The following is a 26,037-nucleotide window of genomic DNA, read 5'->3' as shown; positions in this document are numbered from 1 at the left end:
ACCTCCTATTAGCTTGGCTACGCACTCGGGTGTTCATTTGACCTTCCTCAAACAAACAATAATGACGAAACGTGTTATTGTGACACGAAGTATTGATATCGGTCTACCCCAGTAGCGATCTCAGGGCAATCAGACCTAGGTTCAATTGAATTCACCCAAAACGGACAAATTTCCGCCAAATTATGTTCGAAAACGCCACCATGAGGTGGTTTTCCACCCCACTATGACCTACCCAAACAGCAACTGGATTTGATCGTATTGGACCGTGAATTGGGACGGCGTGAGGCCAGCAGGATCGACCGATTGAACGAGGCACCGCACGGTCCCATTTCCATAAACGTACGGATTCACACCTGGTCCAAACGTGATCGTCGTATTGTTCACACTTCCGCCCGTCCAGTCTGCCGTCTGCTTTCCTTCCCATATCTGCTTCTGCCAGTTCCAAAGCCACACGATCAGCCGAGTCGAGCGAGTCGTCGTTCCCCGAACCTTCACCTTGATACTCCCCACGTCGGTGGTGGGAAGCACGAAGTAAGTCTCGGCCGCAGCGATGTTGCCGAACTTTCGATCCGAAGCCGAGAGCATCGTGTAACTATTGCCATCCGGGCTCCAAACGTCGCTCAGACTCCCGCTCTTGACCTTGCCCGGGCTTGGAGCAATGGCGGTAGCGTTGGTCGGCATGGCGATGTCATCCGGCACTCGCAGGAACCAAATGTCTTCTTCGCCGTTAAAGGTCGCTGCATAGGCAATGTTTGCTCCTTGCCCATCTGAAACCATTCCAAGATAGTCGCCCATCTTGTTCTGGTTAGGGTAACCGATGTTAGGGTTGAAGCTTGGTGAGGCTTGCACCTCGGGCGTCCAAGTCGCACCGCCATCGTAGCTGGAGGTGATGTACAGAGCCGAATTAGAAATAGCAGGGTTGGCTCGGTTATCGAACCAACAAACGTCGATGCGCCCACTCGGAGCCACGGCCAGAGTTCCAAACCAGTGGCTCGCTCCGACATTGGGGGTGTCGGTGTTGAGAGTTCGTGGAGTCGTCCACGTCAGGCCGCCGTCGCTGCTCTTGACGAAATTCACTTGGCATGGATTAGCGGTATCCACACCCACCGAACACACCATATAGATATTGCCCGCATACGGTCCATTCGTCTTGTCGCATGCGATCCATGCCTGCCCCATCAAGCCGTCCGGGTTGATGGTTGAGCCGTAAATGATTGCCCCTCCGAGGTTGACCGTCACCGAACGGTCGAACGTTGGAGTCACAGATGCGTTGCGCGCGTTCACTGACCGGTTGAATCGAAAATTGCCGTTTGAGAGACCACAAAGGTACAGGTCGCCATTCGCCGCAACGTCGAGCGTGCCCCAGATCGGCGAGCCGGGAATGTTAATCGGGTTCATCCACGTGGTGCCACCATCGACGGATCGGCTGAACTGTCGCCCGTTGTAGTTGTTTCCCGCCGTGCTCCAGTGCTCGTAGAGGAATCCGCGCCCAATGCTCTTCGACCGGTCGCAAGTCATCCACTGTTTGTCACCGCCCTTCGCCGGGCCAACCAATTGGTAATCGAGACCCGCGTTCGTCGATGTAAAGACGTCGGTGTAAAAGGTCTGTTGTAGGCTGTTGTAGTAAAACGTACCGTTGGCATCGGGAACCAAAACTGGATCGCTTCGGAAGGTGCCGGGCGTGAAAACCTGGTGCGGATTCCACGACATTCCGCCATCGAGCGAGTACCCGTTGCCGGCTTGACGGAAGTTAGAGGTGACGGTGTCGAACTGCCGCCAACCCACCGCGATGTGGTTCCGATTCGTCGGATCGACTGCCAGCGAGGGCTCATTCGCGGCGTCGCCCACGACGTTGTGCCCCTGCGCATCGACGTTCACCTGAACGCTGGTCAGCGACGACAGCCGAACTCTTGCCGGGACCGAGTAAGTCCGTTGTGGCAACCGCACGTAAGGGTCGCCAACCTTCTCCAGGATCGGTACCTCTTGCCCCGCGTCATCGTCGTCCGATGGCGCCTCGCCTCCAGGTGACGACCAGTACCAGGTCCCCAGTTTGCCCCGATGCTCGACCGGAGGGTGTGATTGGCTAGTGATAAGCGCGAAAACAAATGACAGACTGAGCAAGAAATCCCCCAGAACGGTTGGTGCGAAATTCTACCACCGGCGGCAGAAACACTCAATGCCTGTTATATTTGCCAGGCAAAGTTCACCGGGCAGGAAGTTCGTGCAGGAGCGCGGCCAACGAAACAAACATCGTGTCCTCCTGCTCGTCCTCGATGCTCTCGGCCTCGATTTTGCGCATCAGCTCGATCACCCCGGCCTGAAGCTCGGCAAAGGTCTTGGGGGACACGTAGTACACCTGGTGAAAACCGTACTGCGAGAATCCCTTTTCGCCGAAGTCCAACCACGTCTGCTCGTACATCGCAAGGGCGTTCTGAATGTAGTGTCGGAGCGGTGGCGCGCTTCCGTCCTCCACCTGCGGAATGCGGAAGTTCGACCGTAACGTACGTCGATAAAGCTTCTCTGTTCGCGGACCGTCCTGGCGGGTGCCCGCAAGCTCGATCAGACCGGCATCGAGCAGCTTCCGAGTATGGAAGTGGAGTTTGCCTGCCGCCACCCCAAGTTCATTCGCGATCTCCTGGTTAGTTAGTTCATTGGCGCCCAAAGTCTTCAGAATCGCCATTCGAAGCGGGTGCATGACTGCTTTCCACTGTTTCGATTCACTCAGAAGGGCCTCCACGGTCTCCCAAGTATACGACGAATTCCAAATTCTTGATAGATTTTTATATATTGAACACTTCAGGCACAAAAAAGCCCGAGCCAACTAGCTCGGGCAATTTGTTGCCTACTTCTTCTTGGCTGGAGCCTTCTTAGGTTTTTCGGCGGCCGGTTCGGCGTCAGCCGCAGCTTCCTTCTTCGCCTTGGTTGCCTTTGCTGGCTTGGTGTCGGCGGCTTCTTCGCTAACCTCTGCGTTGTCGATGAGGAAGTTGGTCACCTTGCGCGAGATCGAGCGGAAGTGCAACTCCTGAAGCGAATCGTTCTTGCGCATGTACTCAAGAAGTTCCATCGGATCGATCTGGAACTCCTGCGACATAAAGAACAGCTCGTTATTCAGTTCTTCATTCGTAATCTGAAGCTTCTCTTTGGCGAAGATTTCTCGCACGACCATCGCTCGCTCTACATGGAGCTTGGCCTGCTCATGCCAAGCCTTCACGAAGTCTTCGAGGGTCATGCCGTTCTCTTGCGCATATTGCTCAAGAGACTTGCCCTGCTGAGCCTGCTGCTGCTGAATTTCGCCCAGCCGCTGGTTGGCAAGCGCTTCCCACATGTTGTCGCTCACCTGAATCTTCGACTTGGTTCGCAGGTCCTCCAGAAGCTGGTCCTGGAGCATGTCTCGCACCATCTGCTCTTTGGCGGCGACAATGCTGTCTCGCATTCGGACCTTCAGGTCCTCCACCGAGTCTGTCTGAACCGATTTGGCGAACTCTTCGTCCAACTCCGGCAACTTGATCGCACTGAGCGAGTTGAGGGTCACCTGGGCTTTGATCTTCTTGCCCGCCAGCCCCTTGTCGCTGAAGGTGTCCGGAACGTCGAGATCCACGCTCTTCATCTCTTCGGCTGTCATGCCGGTCAGAGCCTTGTCGAGATCCGGGAACGACTGTCCAAGCACGACCATGAAATTCTTGCCGTCGCTCGATTCGCCTTCAGGCTTGATGTTGACCACCGCGTAGTCGCCTTCCTGGGCGGTTCGGTCGGTGACGGCCTCACGGCTTCCCTGCTTCTTGCGGAGCTCGGTAATCTGAAATTCGACTTCATCATCGGTCACGCCGACGGGCGGACGAGTGGCGGCCAGACCCTTATATTCAACCAATTCGATCTGAGGGGGAAGCGGAATCTTGGCCGAGTAGGTTGCCTTCTTGGCGTCGCGATCCAGTTCCTGCATTTCGATCGACGGGCGAACGCCCGGATCGGGCTGAATCTTCTCGGATTCAACTGCTTTCTGGAAGGTGCGGCGAACCAATTCGTCGGCGGCCTGATTATAGAGATCTCGCTCGTTGACCAGCTTTTCAACCATGTGCTTCGGAGCATGGCCAGGGCGGAATCCCGGCAATCGGACTTCCTTGGTAATGGTCTTCAGGGCCCGGTCGAAGGCGTCGGCGACCTGTTCCGTTGAGCAAACGATGCTCAATCGCACGGTACAGGGATTCAAATCTTCTCGAGTTACTTGCATGGCAATAAATGCGCTATCAGCGGTCAATGAACGTAGAAGGTTACCCAATGCAGGGGGCGGCTAGCTAGGGACTGAGAGATCGTCCAAGCGGGCATTTTCGAGCGACGGAACCATGAACTGGAAATCTCCAGTCTGCGTCGGAATCGCTCGGGTGGAATCCAGCAAGAGCGAGGCATCCGGCCCGACGGTCTGCCCAAGCAGCTTCATCATGAATGCCGGCACCGGCGGCGACCACGGCCGACGCAACTGTCGTCGAAGCCAAGCCATAAAGTCCCCATTACGAATCGGTTCCGGTGCACAAGCATTGACGACGGATGGCGCGTCGTTCTCAATCACCCACTCGAAGAGCCGGACCAAATCCTTTAGGGCAATCCAAGACATCCACTGCAATCCATTCCCCACCGCTCCGCCCAAAAAGGCTTTCGTCAGCGGCATGAGCTTGCTCATCGCTCCCCCGTTCGATGTAAGCACCACGCCGATTCGAAGCACCGTCTTGGCGCAATTTGCTTCCGATTTGAGACATGCATCCTCCCATGCCCGGCAGACGTCGACCACGAAACCGGAGCCCGGCGAACTCGCCTCGGTCATCGTCTCGTCGCCGCGATTTCCGTAAAATCCAACCGCCGATGCGTTGATCCACTTGGCAGGAGGGTTTGTGCACGTCGCGAACGCCTTAGCAACCTTTTGCGTGGACTCAACACGAGAATTCAGAATCTCTCGCTTGTTCGATTCGGTGAATTTGCAAGCAATCGGACGACCAGAAAGGTTGATAACGGCGGTCGCGCCGTCGATCGCGCGACCGAGATCGTCCCAACTAATTTCGCCCAGTTTCGGGTGGCGAGATACGGTGACGACGTCGTATCCAGAGTCGGTCAGACGCTTATCGAGGGCTTGCCCAATCAGCCCGCTTCCTCCGCAGATGACGACTTTCTTGTTCAAACGGCTCCAGAAGGTCGTTTAAGCGGCGTGATCGAAGCTCGCGACCCGCCAACCGTTGCGGCCATTCTGCTTCACATCGTACATCATCTCGTCGGCGAGGCGGGTCACGGTGTCGACCGATCGTCCGCGCTTCCACATGGCCAGTCCGCAAGAGGCCGTCACCTTGAGGCCCTTCTGAATGCGCTGCCAGGGATGACGACGAATCTCCTCGATGAGCTTCTCGCCGAGGGCATCCATCTCGTCTGGAGACTCGATGTCGAAGAGCGCAAGAAACTCCTCGCCACCCCATCGTCCGACCTGAAGCGGACGGCTTCCCGAATTGGTCAGGACCGTCGCGAACTCGTTGATCACTCGGTCGCCGGTCGCATGGCCATACACATCGTTGATGCGCTTAAAGAAATCGATATCGAGAAGGGCAATGGCGAGCGTGCTGCTCAGCCGTTCGTCAGCGTATTCCAAAATGCTCTCTTCAATTCCGCGCCGGTTTAGAACACCTGATAATCGGTCGAATCGGGCCTCATGTTCCAACACCTTGTTGCGCTCCACCAAGGTCTGATTCCGCATTCGCAGGATCACCTCGTCGAACGCGCGTTGCTCCAAGTCGTAGCGCAAATTGACAATGTGCGCACTGTGCAGTCCAACCGAGCTTCGAACCGTCGAAAGGAAGTCCGAAGACTCCTGCAACAGCCGGTAAGCCGTTTTGTACCGCCCCAACTCGGCATAGGCCCTAGCCGCCTGACGTGCAAAGGTTTGATACTGAGCCAGGGATCGATACTTCTTCATCGTGCGAAGGAGAAGCATCGACTTGCGCTGCAGATTTGGCCAGTCCTTGGCAAGCTCGTGAAGATTGCATTCGACGCCGATGAACGATAGCGACACCGAAAGGGCAGCTCGTTGGAAGACCGACTCCTTTGCGTGCGCCAATTCGCGGAGACCAACTTCCGGCCCCTCGGCCATGCCTACGTAAAGAGCCTGCAGTAAGGCGACCAGCGATTCCAACCGAAAATCGCCAATGCAGGCGGCTCTTGCCGCCTCGATCGAACGTCGTGCATCCGAAAGAAGTTCGTCCGTCAACCGCCCCTTGACGGCGGCGTCGAAGGCCAGCCAAGTGGTGGCGAGCGCAATGTTTTTGTATGCGACGGCATTAGTTTGGGTGTTGCCGTTCTCAAATTGCCGGATAGTCAATTTGAGCGTCGCCAACGCCTCGTCGTACCTTTCCATCACAATTTGGGCGTAACCCAGGTTCAGTTGCACGCGGTAAATCAGGTCGATATCTTCAAGTTCGGTACCGATGCGGATGGCGTGGTCGAAGCTTTCGGCTGCTACGTCGATTTCACCCAGTTCGGTCGCGATGATGCCGAGATACATCTCACCGATGCCGACAAATCGCTTCTCGTCGGCTTCATTTGCCTCGACAAAGAGGACTTCGAGACACCGCCGCGCTCTCTCGTATTGCAAATTGCCCATGAGGGCATAGCACTGGTAGCGGCGGGCCTGTAAGGCACACCCAGTTAGTCCTTCCTTTTCGTAGGACTTAACGAGAGACGCAAGCAACCGTGGCGCCTCTTTGGGCGAGATGTGGATGAGCTGCTTTGCCTTCCGAATGGCTTCCTGTTCCTGAGGGTCTTGTACAGTCATATGGACCCAGTAAAATTATCAGGCATTTTGGGTCAAAAACGTATGCCCGCCTAATAATTCATACGCCAGTCCTAGGACTGAAAGTTCAAGGTCCTAGGCCGCTAAGCGCCAATTATTACGGCCCTGATGTTTGACGGCGTACATCATGTCGTCGGCCACCCGAATCGTGTGGTCGATCGAGTCGCCCTGACTCCAAATCGCCAAGCCGCAAGAGGCCGTAACCGCCATGCCCGAACGGACATGCTCCCACGGATAATGTCGAACCTCATCCATCAGCGTCGCACCCAGTTGAGATGGATCCGCCGCCTCTTCTTCGTACACCAGCACAAACTCTTCTCCACCCCAACGGCCCAGACGTGACGGCTTGGTCTTCGAGTTAGCAAGGCAAGCCGCAAACTCCTGAATCACTTGATCCCCAACTGCATGGCCAAACTGGTCGTTGATCCGCTTGAAGTAGTCGATGTCGAGCATCGCCACCACCAACCGATGTTGTCCCGAGCGCTGAGTCAGTTCCGCCAACGCCTCTTCCATGCCCCGGCGATTGAGAATTCCCGAAAGGCGGTCGAACCGCGCCTCCTGCTCCAAAATCTTGTTCCGCTCGACCAAAGCGCGGTTGCACATGCGCAGAACTTCCTGCTCGAAGTAAACGCTGGTCGAGTCGCGATTGCTTCCCGCCGATTGGCCCTCAATGCTCACGAGTTCGTTGAGGAGTTCGTAGGCGGTTTGGTAATCGCCAAGTTTGGCGCTCGCCTTCGACGCCCGCTTCAAGGCAATTCGAATCGCCGCGAGCCAGCCCGATTCTTTCATTCGGTCGATCAGTTCGGTTGCCGAATACCGGAGTTCTTCCCATCGCTCGGCTGCCTCTAAAATCCGGGTCTCCCCAAGAAGGTAAGTGATGAGATGCACAGAAGCGCCGGTCTCAATCTCGGGCCGAAGCTGACGAAGCTGCTCGATGCCTTTGTCAAAGCCTTCGTCTAGGCCCACAAAGAGTGCGCGAAAAATGCCCAGCAGCCTTGGGAGATAGAACTCGTCCTTGCAATCCGCCTCTGCCCGATCAAGCGATCGGCGAACCGCCTGAATTTGAGACTGGCTCAGCGAACCACGCTCCCGAGCCTGGTAGGCGACCTGAACCTCGGCGGCGGCCATGTTGTAGGCTTTCGATCCACCTGGCTTCTTCGTCACCAGACTATCGGAAAATTGGATGCTTTGCTTCAGCGTCTCTAGCGATTCCTCGTACTGCTCCAGCATCGACTGGGCGAACGACAGGTTGATCTGAACCCGATAGATCAGGTCGAGGTCTTCGGTATCGATGCCGATCTGAATCGCACGGTCAAAGCACTCGATCGCGCGATGACTCTGGCCGATGTCGAGCCAAACCAACCCACGGTACATTTCGCCGACGCCCACAAACCTCGGCATTTCCGCGGCGGCGGCTTCATGCATCAGCAGTTCGATCTTCTCCACCGCCAGCCGAAACTCCAAATTCCCGATGAGTGCAAAGCATTGCATCCGGCGAACTTCGAAGGCGCAAACCGTCTTCCCTTCACTCTGATACCGCTCGGCCAGAGACTCTAGCAAGGCAGGGGCCGACCGTCCCGCATCGCGGATAATTTGCTGTGCTTCCCGAACAGCGGTTTGTTCCTCATTTGAGAACTCGGGAGTCATAAGTTGGCCTACCGAATTATCGGTGGTCACGGGGCCGTTCTGAAGGCCGAATTTCGACTACTCGGCCATCCATTCGCCCTGGATTTTTTGCTCGATTCCCAGGTTCTGCAGGATGCGCGCGACGACTGTGTCGGCAAGTTCCTCAAGCGAGGTCGGACTGGTGTACCAAGCCGGGCAAGCAGGCAGAATCGTGGCCCCAGCTTCGGCCAATTGCGTCATGTTCCGAAGGTGAATGAGGTTCCACGGCATTTCACGCGGAACCAGTATGAGCTTGCGCCCTTCTTTCAGGCAGACATCGGCGGCCCGGGTGACCAAATCATTGCTGATGCCATTCGCGATGCGTCCGGCCGTACCCATCGAGCACGGCACGATGACCATCCCGTCGTGCCGAAACGAACCGCTCGCCGGTGGCGTGAAGAAGTTCTTTTCGTCGAGGAGCCGAATCTGCGGATACTCCGCTCCCAGCCATTCGCGTGTCTGGAAGTTCTTTCGATCGAGCGTGACACCAAGTTCTGTCTCGGCAACCTGGATCGCCTGCGTGCTGAGGCACAGAAAGATTTCCTGGTAGTGTTTGGCCGCATGAATCAGGAGTCGGCGAGCGTAAATCGCCCCACTCGCTCCTGTCACCGCTACAACCAACCGCCCCGTGCTCATGCCTTTGCCTTCAGCTTCTCCAGAACCGCGACTTCCTTCTCGCGACTCATGCCGTACTTAGCGTCCTTCGGATAGTCGCCCGAGCGTGTCCACGCCAAGGTCGCACGAATCGTCTCCTGAATCGTGCGGTGCTTGAGGCCCGCCTCAAAGGCGTGCTGAGGGTTAAAGTTGAACACTGACTCTCGTGTGCCTGGCTCAAAGGTCAGAGGAAGTTCCGACCACGTCTTCACTTCGTTTTCGTTGAGTTCTTCGACCGATGCCAGCACCAGATGATGCTCCTTGCCCACCTGCGACCGAATCTCGTCGATCACGTCGCCGAACGTCACCTTGGGACCAACCGCGTTCCATGTCCCCGCCAGGCTCTTCTCCGTCACCTCAACCGTAAACTCGGCGAGGTCGAATACGTCGATGCCTTGAACAGGATTACTTCGCACGTCGGGAATCAACACCTCTTCAAATTCGTCCAACCGGGTGATCCAATATGGAAATCGACCGGTCGGATCGTACGGTCCAAACACGATGCCCGGACGAACGATTCCCAGGCGTCCGGCGAAGGCCTCGGCGAAGACTTCTTCGCATCGAACCTTGAGTGGACCATAAGTCGCCATCGTCACCTCGTTGCCCTCCTGCCCCGGCACCATCGGCGTCTGCTCGTCGTAGGGTTGCTTTTCGGTCGTGAAGTCGTACACCGAGATCGTCGAGATGAACGCGAAGTACTTGGTCCTCAACTTGGCGGCGGATCGAGCTTGGTCCGGGGTGTAGCACGAAACATCGATAACCGCATCCCACTCTTGCGTGTCGGCACGGTCGAGGTCGGTGTTACGGTCGCCAAGGATATGGGTGCACTCGGGAAAGAGCCCGGCCCCGGTTTTGCCACGGTGGAAGATCGCGACATGATGGCCGCGGCGCAACAGTTCTTCGACGATCGCTTTACCGATGAACTGAGTACCACCGAGCACAAGGATATCCATGTTCTCAATTATGAATGGCTTTCGTATAATGCCGTTAGGGTGGGACTGTGAGAATCTTCAGCGAAAGGGGAAGCAAGTCGAAGTTCCAAATCATACTCGAAACGGTCTTGGCCCTTCTGTGTCTCGCCATCTTGGGTGCCATCCTCTATCCCGTATTTGCCCAAGACCGAGGCTCCCATCGTTCCGCCTGCATGAGCCATATGAGACAGCTCGCGTTGTCCACCATCATGTACGGTGCCGACAATTCGGACGTTTTGCCGCCGTACTATACCTTCGAGTCTCCCGAGAAGACCCGCTCCTTTTTTGCCACCATCGCGCCCTACAGCAAGAATAACGAGATCAATTTTTGCCCCCAAGACGACGACCAGGCGAACGCGAAAAAGCCTTACGATCCATCGATGGAAGGGGTGCCCGGTGTCAACTCCTACGTCCATTGCTTGAGCCTAATGGCCGTGATTCCCAAATATGGAAATGGCAATCGGGCGCTTGACTCGCAAAAGGTTGAGGAGCCCGCTCAAACCCACTACTTTCGTGATCCAGTTCGCGGCACCCAAGTGATCGGTGGGAAACCTTCCTTCGTTTCGCCCCACAAGAGAACAGGCGTTGGCGCCTTTACGATCAGTTTTATTGACGGCCACGTCAAAACGATCAAGGTCATCGACCAAAGCACAGACCTATGAACCGCAAATTTGTTTTCGGTCTCCTCATTTGCCTTCTCCTTTGTGGCGGATTCTTCATTCTCTTCCCAACCGAAGTATCAAAGGACGTCACCATCAGATTCAGTTGCTTATCGAATATCAAGCAACAGGTTTATGCGCTGCCACAATACGCCGCGGACAACGGCGACCGAATTCCTCCCTACTACTCTTTTGATGGTCCCGCCGATAGCGAGCGATATGTCGATTGCATGAAGCTCTACTGTAAAGGGGATGAACATTACCCAATATTCAAGTGCCCAGCGATTCATTTGAATCCGACTCGGCATCCCAACCTCATTCCAATGGAACCTGTTTCGAGCGACTTCGCGTACGCCCACTGCCTGACGCTTAAAGGCGTCATTCCCGATTTCGCCAGCGGAAATCGGATTCTCTCGCTCTCATCCTTGGTGGATAACGGGGCCAATATCGGCTACATCCGCGACGTACTGGTTGCCGATAGCAACGGCAGTCAAAAGCTCCTCTCGCCGCACGGAAACTACTTCATGGTTGGCTATCTCGATGGCCACGCGAAAAGCAAAAAGATGGTTGAACTTTCGTCAGATTTGTAGCACAAATCTCTGTAAGATATGAATTAAGGTGGTGGTATGAAGATCAGAATATGGCCAATGGACGTATCACCGGAGTTCTAGATGGTCGTCGAAACTCGCAAGCGCCGACCGATCGGAACTTGGATCGCAATTGTCCTTGTCCTCCTCGTATTCGGGATAATAATGGTCCCCATTTTTGCGAAGGCTCCGAGCGGAAACCCCAAGTCCTGCATAAGTCAAGTGAAGCAACTGTCGCTGGCAATGTTGATGTATGCCGACGACAATAACCACTGTGCGCCAGATGCCTACACTTTCGATCTCCCGGCAAACTGGGACACCCTCTCGGATGCCGACAAAGATCGGCTCCATCCCAGCCGAAGACTGAAGTCGCAGTTGCTCGTTTACGCAAAGAACGAAAACACATTTCTCTGTCCCGCAGACAAGAATCCACCGACTGGCAACGTGGAAGGCTTGGCTGGTGTCATGTCCTACGTCAATCCGCTGAACCTACGAGGCTATGTCACCGACTTTAGCAACGGCGGGCGAGTTCTCTACACCAACGGCATTGAGAATCCTGCCTCGGTTGCCTATGTTCGTGACCCGGTTCGAGGCTCGGGCAAAACCAAGGACGAAAAGCCCGCTCTCTTTTCCCCCCACGCCGAGATTTTCGTCATTGGATACCTGGACGGCCATGTGAAGGCCGACAAGGTGCTCGACGTCTCGCACCATTTGTGATCATGAAGCCGCGCGAAGAGATGAACTTGTTTAAGGTGACCTGGCAGATCATCGGCGTGCTGGTTCTCATAGGTGGTCTGGACGCAATCTACCTTCCGACCCTTTTTACGCACGGATATCCAGCAACCAAGTCCGTCTGCATGAGTAACCTCAAGCAAATTGGTACCGGCCAGTTATTCTATTTGTCGGATTATGACGACCGGCTCCCACCGTACTACACCTTCGATTCAACCGAGTCCCAGCACGCATTCATGGACTCCCTAGACCCCTACCTGAAGAAACGTCAGCTATTTATTTGTCCGAAGGTAGAGAGGGATAAGGGCGAAGGCATTCAAGTAAATCTCTTCGAAGGCATACCCAATACCCTCGACTACGTCCACTGCCTTTCTTTCAAAGGCCAGATTCCCCACTTTTCCGACGGAAATCGTGTTTTGGATTCGAAAGCCGTAACGTCGCCATCAACCGTACCTTGGCTCCGAGACAGCATCTCGACGGCGAGCAAAGATGCCCCGAAGACAACCTCAGGGTTCGCGTCTGCTCACGGCAACGGATTCGTGGTCGCGTATTTGGACGCTCACGCTCGGTATCGCACCCCAATCGATCCGGCAAGGGAGCTATAAGTCCATACCCTTGCCCTTGCCCATACCGTTGCACTCGCACTCGCACCGCAAGAAACGGTGATACAATCAGGGTCCAATGTCCGAAGACACGGAAGTCGTTCAGCCAAGCGTGGACACCACCCCGGCCCCGGTCGAGACCTACAATCCCTGGAAGTTCGTCCCATTGCTGTATGTGATGCAGGCCATTCCGGTCACCATCATTTCCGAACTTTCGACCGTCTTCTACAAGGACCTTGGCATCCCCAACGAGCAGATTGCCACATGGACGTCCATCATCGCCTTGCCTTGGTCGCTCCAATTCCTGTTGGGTCCCCTCGTCGACCTCAGCGCCCAAAAGCGTAAGTGGATTCTCCTCGGTCAACTGATCCTCACCGCGTGCCTGGCCCTTGCGCCGTTCCTCTTGCTCCCCGGCCAAAAGGCGTTCACCGTTTCGCTGATCTTCCTCGGGGGAACCGCCTTTGTCTCGGCAATGACCAACATCGCCACCGATGGCTTCTACCTGCTCGCCTTTCCTAAAACCGTCCAGGCCTCCTTCGCAGGAATTCAGACCGCCTGCTACCGTGCCGGACGCCTCATTTGCATGGCGTTGGTTCCCTTCCTGGTCGGGTATTTCATGCGGTTCAACCCCGTCACGGTTCAGACTCAGGGCAATCTTTACTTCTCCGTCAAGGGGCCAGCCGACAAGTCGCCGAGCTACCTCAAGACCGCCACTTTCCACCTCGACCAAGGCGAATTGACCACCGACCAAGGGCAGAAACTCTTGGATGACAAGGGCTCTCCCGTCGCGATTCCCGGCGTCGAAAATCAGTTCAATATTCAGAACGGCAAACTGGAAGTTGCGGGCAAGCAGGTCACTCTTGGGCTGTACCAACTCGGCAAGGTCATCTCCGACAAGCCCTCCGACAGCACGGCCAAACTCACCAGCTACCCAACCGGCGATCCCGCCGACTCGTTCACCGGACAACCCGCCACCCGGGCGATGTCCGCGCCAACCGCCTGGTTCATTTCGCTTTTTGCCGTCGCCGTCCTCTACGCTCTGCTCATGGTCCCGGCTCGCTTCCTCGTTCCCGCCCCGTCGCAGGACAAGAGCCCAGACGAGGCTCAGCTCGGCCAATTCCGGGGAAACCTCAATCGCACCCTCGCCATCCTCGGCTTCTACGCGGCAACCTACTTCGCCCTCAGCGGGACATGGAAAATCGCCGCGAACACGCTCGCCAGCCTCAATCCGGTGGCCCTGAAAGGTTGGCTTCTCCCCATGAAAGCAATGGCCTTCGGCATCGACGTCCATATGTCCGGCCTCACCGCCGAGATCATTCAGGTCCTCGTTTGCATCCCCATCGCCGTCGCTCTCGTGATCATTCTTCGAAAATCCCTGCGGGGCACTGCCATGGGCGAGGCTTTCTCAAGCTTCTTCCGGCAGTCCGGTGTCATCCCTATCCTGGGATTCCTCACCTTCTACCGGTTCTCCGAGGCGATGGTCGCCAAGATGTCTGCCTTATTCCTCAAGGACGATCTCGCCAAAGGCGGCCTCGCCCTCAACAACGCTCAGTTCGGCTTCATCAAAGGCACGATCGGCGTCGGCGGCATCATCCTTGGCGGCATTGTCGGCGGCGTCCTCGCGAGCAAAATCGGACTCAAGCGGGGCTTCTGGGTGATCGCCATCCTCATGCACCTGCCCATCTTCCTCTACCTCTACGCCGCCATGGCCCAGCCATCGAACATGGCCTTCATTGGCTTCGTCGAATTCATGGACCAATTCGGCTACGGTCTCGGCTACGCTGGCTATGCCGTGTACCTGATGTCTGTCGCCCAACGCGGCAACCACCGAACCGCTCATTACGCCATCGGTACCGGTCTCGGAGCCACGTTCATTGCCCTCTCCGGCATTATCGGCGGCGTCATCCAGGCATCAAGCGAGGGATATCGAACCGTCTTCCTCGCCGCCCTGCTCTTCGCTATACCGGGCCTCCTCACCCTCAACTTCATCCCGCACGATGAAACTGCGAGTTAGTCTGAGCCCTGCCACAAAATCGAATGAACATACCACCGAGTCCCATCGGTGAATAACTGAAGCGAGTTCGTCCCAACCTCGAACGGCTTCTTGTCGTCAGGCTTGTTGCGCGACTCATAATCGCTGAACACCATCACCAAATCTCCCGAGCGCATCGACTTTCGCTTCGATTCACGCTCAAAGAAGCCGTTCTTCTCCAAGTACGGACCCGAATTCTTCACATAGTCGTCCGGCGTCATCGTGATCGCAACCTTCTTGCCCTGGCGATTCTTCACCACGGCGCAAAGGGTGCCTTTAGCATCGAAAAGCGACTGAAAACGGTCCCAATCGCGGGCCTTGCCCGCCGGTCCGGAAATGACGTCATACACGGCCTTGATGATGGCGTCTTCACTCTTGACGTCCTCGGTATTGGCCGTAGGGTTTTGGGGCGTTGGCAGCCAGGCTGCCATCAGCAGGATCGGAATCATGCTGTGAGCATATCATCCGAATGGTTTGGCCAGATAGTCTGCTGAGTAAACGCCCCTTTCTTTTTGGAGGCAGGAGTTCCGATGGGCAAACCGGAACGTTGAAGTCTTATCCTCGTCGGCGACGGCGCACCAGGCAGAAGGCACCGAGTCCAAGCGCACCGAAGGTCGCCGGCTCCGGCACCGGATTGATCACAATCGATGTAAAGCCACCCGACGAGTTCAAGCCAGAGAAAGCATGCTCATACACAAAGCTTGTCCCTACCGGAGGATGAGCCCCAAAAATCGACAGCCCCGCCAACTCGGCTGGGGTCGTTGTCGTGGTGAACTCGAAGCCGGACATTGTGTCGCCGGGCGCGATCTCCAAGGCTCCCGGAGCCGTCCATCGTAGACCAGTTCCAAAGCCTAGGCTGGTCGTCTGCGTAAACGTCCAACCGGAAGGGCTAGAAGTTGAGGAAGGCGGTACAGGCAGGTAGTCCTGGCCCGGCACCCAGGCATACCAAAGGGTTCCGATATTGGTCGTGCCCGTATTGTGGAGCGTGATGTCGTAAGTGAACAGCGAGTTGTTCTGCGTATAGGTGATGAAGCCCTCTGCGTTCGTTTGCGCAAGAGAGGCGGCCGCTAAGGCAAATAAAGCCGTCAAAGTAAGGACTGATCGAGTCATGGTTTCTACCTATGGCGAGGAGAGACTGCGTCCCTCCCACGGGCTATCAGTCGCAGGTTTTGCGAAAAAAGTTGGATGGTGCCAAAACTTCCTTCTTCTTCGGGACCATCGGCATCACGGGTGACGCTTCGTTAACTGCAATCGGTCCCCTCCTTGCGCTGGGCGGCTCCGAGCTACAGGGTGGCGTGACGGTCGTGCTCCGCACCCAAACCGTAACCAAACCGCCCGCCGCAATCAAAAGCACGAGTAGCCCCACCATCGCGGCGGCAAAACCAGCCAACGATGGCCGAATAATGCGCCGCGAGCCCAAGCGGGGATTCTCCAAATCGTTGGCTAGACCCTGTGACAAAACGTAAAACTCGGCTAGCTTGCTTCGGCAGCGCCGACAACCGAGAATGTGCAGGCGGGTTCGCAGATTCACCCATCCCTTGGCTTCGCCATGGACCAGCATCAGCAGGTCCGTTTCGCGCTGCTGGCAGTTCATAGAAGCTCCTCCCGCCGTCCGACCTCGAGCAGGGTCGTATGCGCCCGATAGAATTGGTACTTCACCGTGTTCATGTTTCGCTTCAGAAGTTCGGATATCTCGGCCAGCGTCAGTTGCGCATAGTAATACAGTTCGACAACCTCGCGTTGCGAGTCGTCCAGATTCTTGAGCAAGGCCGATACCCGTGCCGAATCAACCGCCAACCCCTCTGGTGAAGGGCCCGGATCCAGGATTTCGAGACCGGCAATAGCCACATGGCTACTCTCCCTCGCCTTATCTCGATAATGGTCGTGGCATTTGTGAAGACAGATGCCGTAGATCCAGGCCCGGATGGTAGTAGGGTTCTGAACTCCCGAATATCCCTGCCAAGCGGCAACCCATACCTCCTGAAGAACATCTTCCACCGCTTCGGCTTCGACCTTCAGATAGACAAAACGGCGCAGTTCGGTTCCATAGGTCCGAATCAATTCCTCGAAGGGAGGCATCTCAGCATGCAGTTCTTTCTTGGATCGACCTGTAACTTTCCACTCCACCCATTCGCGCAACCCAAAGGTTTCCGAGTTTTGCACCTGACTATCAGTCGCAGGCTTTGCGGGAAAAGTTGGGATGGATCGAAAAATTTTCAATTTTCTCGAATTTACACCCTAGGACGTCACAACAATGGTGTCGTCGAACAATTCTAGATTCAAAGCTGAAGCCAGAAGCCTCAGACATGACAAGGGCCGCGCATTCGCGCGGCCCTTGTCATGTCAACTTAGTTCGGGTTCGACGTAACCGTGAAGCCCTGCGAAGAAAGCTCTTGCCCGATGTGGCGAAGCTTCTTCATCGCTCGAAGCTCGATCTGTCGAACTCGCTCGCGGGTGACGTTCAACTCAGCGCCGACCTCTTCCAAGGTTCGGGCGCGGCCATCGTCTAGACCGAACCGTAGGCGAACCACGTCGCGCTCGCGGCCAGTCAGTCGTCCGAGAATGCCGTCGATCTCTTCGCGTCGGATAAGGCTCCAAGTGACGTCGCCCGGCGTCGGCATGTTCTGGCTCTGCACGAAGTCGCCGATGGACGAGTTGTCCTTCTCACCGACCGGAGTCTCAAGCGAGATCGGCTCGACCGCCACGCGCATCATTTCGCGGACACGATCAACCGACAGGCCAACCTCACGGCTGATCTCTTCCTCGGTCGCCTCGCGCTGCAGCTCCTGCTGAAGTCGCGACGCCGTCTTCACAACCTTGTTGATCAGTTCGGCCACGTACACCGGAATGCGGATCGTTCGGCCCTGGTTGATGATCGCGCGAGCAATCGCACGTCGAATCCACCAAGTCGCGTAAGTCGAGAAGCGGAAGCCCTTCGACCAGTCGAATTTCTCAACCGCGCGGATCAAACCGAGGTTGCCTTCCTGGATCAGGTCGGCAAGCGGAATTCCACGAGCGTTGTACTTCTTGGCGATCGACACAACCAGTCGAAGGTTCGACTCGATCAGGTGGCGCTTCGCCTCGATACCCTCGTTCACTACGCGAGTGATGATAAACTGATTCAACTCCGTCGGTTTTCCGACCGGGTGCGTGATATCTCGGCGCTGAAGAAGCTTCAGAAGCTCCTTCTCCTTTCCTTTCTCGGCCAGTTCTTTGGCCATGACGAGAACGGCGAGGTGAACTTCCTGCTCCGGCGTCAAAAGCTGAGCGCGGCGAGTCTGCCGCATCCACATCTCTAGCTCTTCAGAATCGTCTTGGACACCCTCGGCCTCAAGCTCTTCAAGCTCTTCGTCGCTGGCATCGACATCCATCATGTCTTCGCCATCTAGCGTAGGATCTTCGAGCGCAGAAACATTGGGGTCCATAAACCCTGAGGTGCGTCCAGGTGTTCGAACGGTAATCGCTCGGCCTCGTCGCGGCTGCGTCGGCAATCCATTTTCAATCGGCATCTTACTTTTATCTACTCCAAATGTCGCGCAAGCTTCGCCTGTAATATCCGGTTCCCTGGAACAAGCCCTTGCGACTCCGTGATCGGCTAATTCAATCACGCTTTTCCAGGATTTGTCAAGCTAAACGCGTGCCAAAAAGACCGGGGTCTTCTGAATACCAAAGTCCTACCGGTTTTTGCAGCAATTCTATATGACGCACTCTAGTCGGCGTAAAGTTTCAAGTTCAAACGACTTTATTTCAAAGCCCGTAGTTTTTCCACGATTCGCGTGATGTCTCGACCGAGGTCTGCCGCGGCCTCGGGAGTGTTGAACTTACCAAAACTGATCCTCACTGTACCCCGCATCCATTCGGGAGACAAGCCCAACGCGATCAAAACCGAAGAAGGCTCTTTGCTGGTGCTGCTGCACGCCGCCCCGGCACTGCAACAATACCCCGCCTGATCGAGTTCGACAAGCAGAGTTTCACCCTGAATTCCCTTGAAACTGACATTCAAAACGTACGGCGATTTGACGCCCGGACCGTTGATCTGCGTGTCCGAAATTTTGCTGATCGCTTCGGTCACAATCGCCTTCAATTGGGTCGCGTGAGCCACCCTTTCGTCCAACTCATCCATGGCGATCGCCGCCGCCGCGCCGAGGGCCACGATGCCCGGAACATTGGCCGTGCTACCCCGTCGTCCCATTTCTTGTCCGCCACCCAACAAATAGGGCTTTAGATTCACTTCCTTCTGATAGAGGAAGCCCACACCCTTGGGCGCATAGAACTTGTGGCCGCTCGCCGACATGTAGTCGATGTTGCCGACCGTCGTCGGAAGTTTGCCTGCCGATTGGGTTACATCGACCAAAAGATTCTTGCTATGGGTGCGAGTGCGGATGAGCTCGGTATCGAAGATCGTGCCGACCTCATTGTTCACTGACATGAGCGCCACGATGTCGAACCCCTCGGGCAAACACTCCTCAAAAGGAGGCAGGATCGTAAACCCGTCGCGTTTGGCGATTTTGATGATACTGCTGTGCTCGTACGGCGAGACCGCTACGCGACCCTCATAAAAGTTGGAAAGAACCCAGTTGTTCCCTTCTGACGAACCCGAGCAGAAGGTCACCTGCGAAGGATCTTCGGCTCCGATCAGTGCGGCGATGCGTTCGCGGGCGAGGTCGATGGCCGCCTTGGCCTTCTGGCCATAGTGGTGGATGGTTGCCGCGTTGCCCGGAAACTCGGTGAAGTAAGGGAGCATTTCTGCCACAACCCGAGGATCGACCGGCGTCGTTGCCGCATTGTCGAAATACCGCTCATGCATGCCTTATTATGAGATATTTGCGCTCATCCGATACTGAAACACTTCTCTGAATTTCGTAAGTCGGCTTCCAATCCCGCGAAGGACAGTCTGCAATCTACAGAGGAATTTCTGTTGTGTGCTTCGATGTGCCCAACACGATCGACGTGTTCAGCTTGCCGATGCCTCGAATCTTGGTGATCTTATCTCGAAGAATGCTTTCGTAGTGGCGCATATCCCGCGCCTGAACCTTCAGCATGAAGTCGTACTCGCCGGTGATGTTGTAAACCTCGGCAACCTCGGGAATCTCCTGCACCGCTTTGCGAAATCGCTCGATCGGCTGACTCTCGTGCAGAGCGAGCGACACATTCACGAATGCGATCAGCTTGCGGCCAAGCCGCTCCGCGTCCAGGATGGCCACGTAATTCTTGATGATCCCCGACTTCTCAAGGATCCGGACGCGCTGAAGGACGCTCGGCGCGCTCAGCCCGACCGCCTTCGCCAAATCGGCGTTGGTGATCCGCCCATCCTTTTGTAAAATGCCCAGAATCTGAATGTCGGTCTCGTCGAGCTGTGTTTTCATTTCGCTTCGGTTTCCAGAAAGTTTACTTTTCGTCTCTCACCGTCGAGAAATGAGGTCCTAAGGCCGGGATCGTCGAATCTTAACAAATTATGGTCCACCCTCGAAGTTGGACGACGTTACCCGCGACCTTGATCCTAAGATCGTGTGGCATTCCTGTCAATTTCGCAAAATAGACCGAGGCTGGACCGAAAATCAGTTGCTCGCCGTAATCATTCGCTTGAGCAAAGCAACCTGGCCCACATGGTACGCCCCATGCGCGGCAATACGAAGCAGGGTCCGCACCGCCGCCTCGTCATCCTTCGCAAAGTGAGTAAACGGGTCGCGCTGGGCAATTTCGTACGCCTGATCCAAGCCATCGCAAAACTCCTTGCGCACATCCGCCCATTCTTTCTCCGAAACCTCAGGAAAGTCCTGCCCCATCACAATCTTTGGCAGTTGAACCCCGCGCAAGCGGCAAAGCCAAGCTTCCTGCCAAATCTTGGCGTGAGCCACATTGGTGGCAATCGAGTAAGGAGCGCCCAGCGGCACAATCACGGCGGTTTCCGCCTTGATCGATCGGAGCAGCCCTCGCGGCGAAGCAAAGTCGTCACCTTCGATAACCTGCCGTAAGGCTTCCGCAACCATCATCATTCTTCTATCCAACCCCAAACAAACATGCCCTCATCATACGCTGAATTTGACTTCGAGGGAAATCGATTATTACCAGTTTAGGTCTCAAATCTTTTCGCTTCAGATGAGGTTCATCGAGGGGACTCGCCCACCTTGACTTTTTTGTCAACTTTTCGGCGCAATATAACGTAGGAAACAAAAGTCCCCCTATGCTGACGATTACCAATTTGCACGCCTCGGTCGAGGAAAAAGAGATCCTAAAGGGAGTGAACCTGGTCATCAAGGCCGGCGAAGTCCACGCAATCATGGGCCCGAACGGATCCGGCAAGTCGACCCTGGCAAGCGTCCTCGCTGGAAAAGACGACTACGAGATCACCGAAGGTAGTGTCGATTTCGACGGCAAGGACCTGCTCGAACTCGATCCTGAAGAGCGAGCCGCCGAGGGCCTCTTCCTCGCCTTCCAATATCCGGTTGAGATTCCGGGCGTGACCAACACCTACTTCCTTCGCTCCGCCGTCAACTCCATCCGCAAGTACCACGGACAGGAAGACATCTCGGCCAAGGAATTCATGAACTTGGTGAAGGAGAAGGCCGCCCTGATGGAGCTCGATGCGTCGATGCTCACCCGATCCGTCAACGAAGGCTTTTCTGGCGGAGAAAAGAAGCGAAACGAAATCTTCCAGATGGCCGTCCTCGATCCTAAGCTGTCCGTTCTCGACGAGACCGATTCTGGCCTCGACATCGACGCCCTGAAGATCGTCGCCAACGGCGTCAACACACTCCGCTCGCCTGAGCGCGCGACGTTGGTGATCACCCACTACCAGCGCCTCCTCGACTACATCGTTCCCGACTTCGTGCACGTCCTCGTCGATGGCCGCATCGTTCGGTCCGGTGGCAAGGAACTCGCCCTCGAACTCGAAGAGAAGGGTTACGACTTCATCAAAGAGGAACTCGCCGCCAAGGCGTAGGGCGAAACTAAAGCATAATGATGGTTTCCTTGGAACGAAATTCTGATCCGTTTGTTGCGGGCTACGCCGACATCAAGTCGCTTCTCGATATCGAGGGGCCCGCTTGGTTTGGCCCGCTTCGCGAGCAAGCGATCCGAACCTATCAAGAATTCGGCTTGCCGAACCGCCACGACGAGGAGTTCAAGTACACATCGCTTCGAGCCCTCGAAGAGAAGAAGTTCCGCTTTGGCTTTGGCGCCAACACTCAGCGCGAAGACCTCGCCGACTTCACCCTCGGCCAAATCGACGCCATCACGGTCAGCTTCGTGAATGGCCAGTACGCCCCTGAGATTTCAACCCACGATCATCTGCCGAAAGGCGTTTTCGCCGGACCGATTTCCGAACTTCCTGACGACCTCTCTGATGCGGTTGAAGCTCACTTCGGCAAGATCGCGACGCTCCAGGGCAAGCTCGGCTCGACTAACGACGAGCGCTTTGTCGCCCTCAACACCGCGTACCTGGGTGACATCGCCGTCGTTCACATCGCCAAGAGCGTGACTTGCGAGAAGCCGATCCACCTTCAATTCATCACCGCTGACCGCGAAGAAGGCGTCTTCTCGGCCCCCCGCTCACTCGTGATTCTTGGCGAGAACGCGGAAGCGAAGGTCATTGAGAGCTACGTCACGCTGGCCGGATTCGGCTTCACTTGCCCAGTGACTGAAGTCCGACTGGACCGCTCGGCCCGGCTAGAGCACACCCGCTACCAAGACGAGTCGCTCGAAACCATCCACGTTGCCAACACCTACGTGCACCAGGAATCGCAGTCGGTTTACACGTCGAACAACGTCAATTTTGGCGGCGAGGTCGCCCGCAATGACATCAACGCCTACGTGAACGGCGAATACGCCGAAACGTGGCTCAATAGCGCGAATGTCGGCGTCGGTGCCCAGGTCATCGACAACCATACTCGAATCGACCACGCGATGCCGAATTGTCAGTCGTTCGAGGTCTATAAGTCGATCTTGAAGGACAAGGCTGAAGGCGTCTTCAACGGCAAAATCTTCGTTTACGAAGATGCGCAGAAGACCGACGCAAAGCAGACCAATCAGGCCATCCTTTTGTCGCCTACCGCGACGATGAACACCAAGCCTCAGCTCGAAATCTTTGCCGACGACGTCAAGTGCACCCACGGCGCGACCATCGGCCAGCTTCGCGAAGATGCGCTGTTCTACCTTCGTGCTCGCGGCGTCGAAAAATCGAAAGCGCAAGCTCTACTCGTCTATGCCTTTGCTGCCGAAGTCCTCGAGAAGATCGAGATCGACTCGGTCCGCGAAGCCCTCGAAGCTCGACTATTCGATAAGCTAGCATAATGCCTACCCGATCCATCGCCATCGTCCTCGGTTGCGTGATCGGTGGAATTGGATTGGGTTTCCTCTTTGGGGTTCTGATTGGCACCGTTGCGCCGGACTTCTGCTCGGTTCTGCTGGTCAATCCTGCTCGCGAGGCAATGTATGGCCCCCATACCTACAACAGCCAACAACTCGGCATCGGATTGGGGCTCGCAAACGGAGCCTGGATTGGGCTCATAGCTGGAGTCGGAATCGTGATCGGCGAAGCGATCAAATCGTTGAAGAAGCCTTAGGCCATCTTCAAAACGAGGAAGTTCTCGACGGCGGTACGGATTTGCTCAGCCGAAGGCATCTCGTCCCACCGCTCAACGTCGCCGGCATCCAAGGTCTCGCCGGTGTCGTCGTACATCAGGAACCAGGCGCGAAAATTCTCCGAGAAGAATAGGAAGAACTCGTACCCAAAATAATGGGCTTTCTGCTCCCCTTCGTACTTCTCAAAAACGATCCAATCTCCGTTGTCCCGCTTCCAGTAGGTCACTTGCTTCCTTTGAATATTGATCTTTCGGCAAATGTTCCTCCATTGAGCAGGGCCAGAGCATTTTATTACTAATTTCTTACGACTTATAGTAATTTCGCTAGGTTCGGAGTCGAATACACCATGGTCTCGCCTCCAACAAAGGGCTTTTTGGTCCAGTTCTGCAACTCTCAACCGAAAAGGTTCAGTAGAATGCTTTTGGGGACATGCAACGAGGCAGCCTGACTCTGTCTGTAGCTTCGCTACTCATTTGCGCCGCTGTCGCAATTCCCTTCACGTCGCCCGCTCAAAAGAAAAAACCGGCGACTCACGTCCCGAGCTTTGAGCAAGACGTCGCACCGATCGTCAACAAGTATTGCGTTGACTGCCACGACGACAAAGACGCTCCAGGCGGCGTTCGCCTGACGAAAGGCATGACGGGCACACTCGCCCTCAAAGACCCCGCCCTTTGGCAGCGCATCGCCAAAAATGTGGCGAGCAAGCACATGCCGCCACCCAAATCGCCAGCGCCATCCGACGCCCAGCGTCAGCGCATGGTGGAGTGGATCGACACCGCTTTCAAACAGAACTGCGACCTTGCCGACCCCGGTCGAGTCACCCTCCGCCGCCTTAATCGTGAGGAATACAACAACTCGGTCCGTGACCTCCTTGGCGTCTCGATCCGACCCGCAGACGACTTCCCCAACGACGACGTGGGCTACGGTTTCGATAACATCGGCGATGTCCTCTCCATGTCTCCGCTGCTCATGGAGAAGTACCTCTCGGCTTCGGAAAAGGTCGTCAAGGACGCCATTCGACTTCCTAAAACCAAAATCCAGACCGTCTCCGGCGAGGCTCTCAACGTCACCTCTGGCGGCACCGCTCGCGAAGGCATGATGTCGATGTTCTCCAACGGTACTGCCTCCACAAAGTTCTCCGTTAAGCAGAGCGGCTGGTATCGAATCCAGGTTCGAGCCGGCGAAATGCACGCAGGCCCCGAAAACGCCCGCCTGGAACTGAAGCTCAACCGAGACGTCCTCACTACTTTCCAGATCACCGACCCTTACGCCAAGCCCGGAAGCTATGTCTTCCCCACCAAGTTGACACCCGGCGACTGGACCGTCGGCGTCACCTTCACCAACGACTATTACGTCGCTCCTCAGGGCAACCAACCCGCCCAAGACCGTAACGTTGGTGTGTATGAATTGCAGTTGGTTGGCCCGGTCGAGGACAACCCGATCCGCACCGCTTTTCAGCGCGAACTAATTCCCACGGTTCCTCCCAAAGACCAATGGGAAACCGAGGCCCGCAAGTCGCTGGAGTGGTTCGCCAGCCGAGCCTACCGACGTCCAATCACAACCGAAGAGCTCGACCGACTGATGGTCGTCTTCCAGATGGGCGCAAAGGCCGACGAAGGCTATGAGCGAGCCATGCAGATCGCTTGCCAAGCCGTCCTCTGCAACCCCAACTTCCTGTTTCGGGTCGAACTCGACGCGTCAAACAGGGCGCGCGACCTTAACGATTTCGAACTTGCGTCCCGGCTCAGCTACTTCCTATGGTCTTCGCTGCCCGACAAGACCCTTTACAACGTAGCCAAGAGTGGCGAACTGCGGAAACCTGCCGTGCTAAAGGAACAAGTCGCGCGAATGCTGAAAGACCCGAAAGCGGATTCGCTGGTCGATGACTTCGCCATGCAGTGGCTCCAACTTCGCAAGCTCTACAACTTCCAGCCGGACAAAAAGCTCTTCCCGGAATACAGCGATGACCTGATGAACGCCATGCTTCAGGAATCGAAGATGTTCTTCCAGAACGTGATGTCCGAAGATCGTCCGATCCTCGACTTCATCGACAGCAAGTACACGTTCGTCAACGCCGCCCTCGCCAAACACTACGGCATGACCGGCGTTACCGGCGATAACTTCCGCCGAGTCAGCACCGAAGGCACCGGCCGTGGCGGCGTCCTCACCCAGGCGTCCGTCCTCGCCATCACCTCAAACCCAACCCGCACCAGCCCCACCAAGCGTGGCAAGTGGATTCTCGAACAGATTCTTGGTACCCCTCCGCCACCGCCACCACCCGGCGTCGGAGATTTGGCCGAAGGCAGTAAGGTCGACGCTAGCCTCAGTCTCCGCCAAAAGATGGAAGTCCACCGCAAGAACCCAATGTGCGCCGCCTGCCACACCAAAATGGACGCCCTCGGGTTCGGATTCGAAAATTACGACGCTGTCGGTCGATGGCGAACCAAAGACGGCAATCTCGCCATCGATAGCTCCGCCACTCTTCCCGATGGCCGCAAGTTCACTGGACCAACTCAACTCAAGGCTGTTCTGATGGGCAATAAACAGGACTTCTGCCGCAGTTTCGTCGAGAAAATGATGACGTTCGCCCTCGGACGTGGCGTTGACGACAACGACAAGTGTTTCGTCGATGACGTCGTCAAGCGCGCGGCCGCCAACAACTACAAGTTTTCTAGCATCGTCGAAGGCATCGCCGAAAGCGACCCGTTTACCAAGAGAAAGGGATAACC

General features: G+C 56.0%; 26 protein-coding genes. 9 read left to right on the top strand and 17 right to left on the bottom strand.

Annotation, left to right across the window (positions count from 1 at the left end):
* Positions 1-228: 228 nt before the first annotated feature.
* The 8 genes from GC165_09505 to GC165_09470 form a co-directional block, all read right to left on the bottom strand.
* Positions 229-2,121: a hypothetical protein gene (locus tag GC165_09505; protein ID MBI1333102.1), complete on the bottom strand. Its 1,893-nt coding sequence runs from the start codon at positions 2,119-2,121 to the stop codon at positions 229-231.
* Positions 2,122-2,203: 82 nt separating this feature from the next.
* Positions 2,204-2,695 (bottom strand): helix-turn-helix domain-containing protein, encoded by a 492-nt coding sequence (locus tag GC165_09500; GenBank protein MBI1333101.1) that lies wholly within the window; start codon positions 2,693-2,695, stop codon positions 2,204-2,206.
* 147 nt (positions 2,696-2,842) lie between these two features.
* Positions 2,843-4,228, bottom strand: a complete 1,386-nt coding sequence (tig, locus tag GC165_09495; GenBank protein MBI1333100.1) for a trigger factor — start codon at positions 4,226-4,228, stop codon at positions 2,843-2,845.
* 60 nt (positions 4,229-4,288) lie between these two features.
* Positions 4,289-5,167 (bottom strand): TIGR01777 family protein, encoded by an 879-nt coding sequence (locus tag GC165_09490; GenBank protein MBI1333099.1) that lies wholly within the window; start codon positions 5,165-5,167, stop codon positions 4,289-4,291.
* 18 nt (positions 5,168-5,185) lie between these two features.
* Entirely contained in the window at positions 5,186-6,805 is a 1,620-nt protein-coding gene (locus GC165_09485; protein MBI1333098.1) for a diguanylate cyclase, read from the bottom strand.
* A 93-nt stretch (positions 6,806-6,898) separates the two neighbouring features.
* Entirely contained in the window at positions 6,899-8,470 is a 1,572-nt protein-coding gene (locus GC165_09480) for a diguanylate cyclase (protein MBI1333097.1), read from the bottom strand.
* 57 nt (positions 8,471-8,527) lie between these two features.
* Positions 8,528-9,124 (bottom strand): UbiX family flavin prenyltransferase, encoded by a 597-nt coding sequence (locus tag GC165_09475; GenBank protein ID MBI1333096.1) that lies wholly within the window; start codon positions 9,122-9,124, stop codon positions 8,528-8,530.
* Positions 9,121-10,095, bottom strand: coding sequence for an NAD-dependent epimerase/dehydratase family protein (locus GC165_09470; GenBank protein MBI1333095.1), 975 nt, complete (start codon positions 10,093-10,095; stop codon positions 9,121-9,123). The genes GC165_09475 and GC165_09470 overlap by 4 nt, the downstream gene beginning before the upstream one ends.
* A gap of 47 nt (positions 10,096-10,142) precedes the next feature.
* Here GC165_09470 and GC165_09465 point away from each other — a divergent pair, with 47 nt between their 5' ends.
* The 5 genes from GC165_09465 to GC165_09445 all read left to right on the top strand — a co-directional run bounded on the left by GC165_09465 (position 10,143) and on the right by GC165_09445 (position 14,707).
* Entirely contained in the window at positions 10,143-10,775 is a 633-nt protein-coding gene (locus GC165_09465; protein MBI1333094.1) for a hypothetical protein, read from the top strand.
* A gap of 320 nt (positions 10,776-11,095) precedes the next feature.
* Positions 11,096-11,362 (top strand): hypothetical protein, encoded by a 267-nt coding sequence (locus tag GC165_09460; protein ID MBI1333093.1) that lies wholly within the window; start codon positions 11,096-11,098, stop codon positions 11,360-11,362.
* Positions 11,363-11,524: 162 nt separating this feature from the next.
* Entirely contained in the window at positions 11,525-12,076 is a 552-nt protein-coding gene (locus tag GC165_09455; GenBank protein MBI1333092.1) for a hypothetical protein, read from the top strand.
* A gap of 2 nt (positions 12,077-12,078) precedes the next feature.
* A complete protein-coding gene (locus tag GC165_09450) occupies positions 12,079-12,696 on the top strand; it encodes a hypothetical protein (protein ID MBI1333091.1) in 618 nt (205 codons plus the stop codon).
* Positions 12,697-12,772: 76 nt separating this feature from the next.
* The gene (locus GC165_09445; protein ID MBI1333090.1) at positions 12,773-14,707 is read left to right on the top strand and encodes a hypothetical protein; all 1,935 of its coding nucleotides are present in this window, start codon (positions 12,773-12,775) and stop codon (positions 14,705-14,707) included.
* On the opposite strand, the gene GC165_09440 is transcribed toward GC165_09445, so the two are convergent.
* From GC165_09440 to GC165_09405, 8 genes are all read right to left on the bottom strand, one after another.
* Positions 14,704-15,174: a hypothetical protein gene (locus GC165_09440; protein ID MBI1333089.1), complete on the bottom strand. Its 471-nt coding sequence runs from the start codon at positions 15,172-15,174 to the stop codon at positions 14,704-14,706. The genes GC165_09445 and GC165_09440 overlap by 4 nt on opposite strands.
* A 106-nt stretch (positions 15,175-15,280) precedes the next feature.
* Positions 15,281-15,835 (bottom strand): PEP-CTERM sorting domain-containing protein, encoded by a 555-nt coding sequence (locus GC165_09435; GenBank protein MBI1333088.1) that lies wholly within the window; start codon positions 15,833-15,835, stop codon positions 15,281-15,283.
* A gap of 46 nt (positions 15,836-15,881) precedes the next feature.
* Positions 15,882-16,319, bottom strand: coding sequence for a hypothetical protein (locus tag GC165_09430; protein MBI1333087.1), 438 nt, complete (start codon positions 16,317-16,319; stop codon positions 15,882-15,884).
* Positions 16,316-16,804, bottom strand: a complete 489-nt coding sequence (locus GC165_09425; protein ID MBI1333086.1) for a sigma-70 family RNA polymerase sigma factor — start codon at positions 16,802-16,804, stop codon at positions 16,316-16,318. The genes GC165_09430 and GC165_09425 overlap by 4 nt, the downstream gene beginning before the upstream one ends.
* 269 nt (positions 16,805-17,073) lie before the next feature.
* The gene (locus GC165_09420) at positions 17,074-18,099 is read right to left on the bottom strand and encodes a sigma-70 family RNA polymerase sigma factor (protein MBI1333085.1); all 1,026 of its coding nucleotides are present in this window, start codon (positions 18,097-18,099) and stop codon (positions 17,074-17,076) included.
* A gap of 368 nt (positions 18,100-18,467) precedes the next feature.
* Complete coding sequence (locus GC165_09415; protein ID MBI1333084.1) at positions 18,468-19,532, bottom strand: aminotransferase class V-fold PLP-dependent enzyme; 1,065 nt, start codon at positions 19,530-19,532, stop codon at positions 18,468-18,470.
* 94 nt (positions 19,533-19,626) lie between these two features.
* Positions 19,627-20,091 carry a winged helix-turn-helix transcriptional regulator gene (locus GC165_09410; protein ID MBI1333083.1) on the bottom strand — a complete coding sequence of 155 codons (465 nt, stop codon included), beginning with the start codon at positions 20,089-20,091 and terminating at the stop codon, positions 19,627-19,629.
* 192 nt (positions 20,092-20,283) lie between these two features.
* Positions 20,284-20,721 (bottom strand): hypothetical protein, encoded by a 438-nt coding sequence (locus GC165_09405; protein MBI1333082.1) that lies wholly within the window; start codon positions 20,719-20,721, stop codon positions 20,284-20,286.
* A gap of 188 nt (positions 20,722-20,909) precedes the next feature.
* Here GC165_09405 and sufC point away from each other — a divergent pair, with 188 nt between their 5' ends.
* The 3 genes from sufC to GC165_09390 are packed head-to-tail and all read left to right on the top strand — an operon-like array spanning position 20,910 to position 23,289.
* The gene (sufC, locus tag GC165_09400) at positions 20,910-21,668 is read left to right on the top strand and encodes a Fe-S cluster assembly ATPase SufC (GenBank protein ID MBI1333081.1); all 759 of its coding nucleotides are present in this window, start codon (positions 20,910-20,912) and stop codon (positions 21,666-21,668) included.
* A 17-nt stretch (positions 21,669-21,685) separates the two neighbouring features.
* Positions 21,686-23,017, top strand: a complete 1,332-nt coding sequence (gene sufD, locus GC165_09395; GenBank protein MBI1333080.1) for a Fe-S cluster assembly protein SufD — start codon at positions 21,686-21,688, stop codon at positions 23,015-23,017.
* Positions 23,017-23,289, top strand: a complete 273-nt coding sequence (locus GC165_09390) for a hypothetical protein (protein MBI1333079.1) — start codon at positions 23,017-23,019, stop codon at positions 23,287-23,289. The genes sufD and GC165_09390 overlap by 1 nt, the downstream gene beginning before the upstream one ends.
* Here GC165_09390 and GC165_09385 read toward each other — a convergent pair.
* Positions 23,286-23,534 (bottom strand): hypothetical protein, encoded by a 249-nt coding sequence (locus GC165_09385; protein ID MBI1333078.1) that lies wholly within the window; start codon positions 23,532-23,534, stop codon positions 23,286-23,288. The genes GC165_09390 and GC165_09385 overlap by 4 nt on opposite strands.
* 203 nt (positions 23,535-23,737) lie before the next feature.
* Between GC165_09385 and GC165_09380 the strand changes: the two genes are divergently transcribed.
* The gene (locus tag GC165_09380; GenBank protein MBI1333077.1) at positions 23,738-26,035 is read left to right on the top strand and encodes a DUF1592 domain-containing protein; all 2,298 of its coding nucleotides are present in this window, start codon (positions 23,738-23,740) and stop codon (positions 26,033-26,035) included.
* The last annotated feature ends 2 nt before the right edge of the window (positions 26,036-26,037 follow it).

The sequence above is a fragment of the Armatimonadota bacterium genome (genome assembly GCA_016125185.1).
Lineage (GTDB): Bacteria > Armatimonadota > Fimbriimonadia > Fimbriimonadales > Fimbriimonadaceae > Fimbriimonas.
Note: the sequence above shows the minus strand (reverse complement) of the source record. Positions and strands in the feature narration are given on the sequence as shown.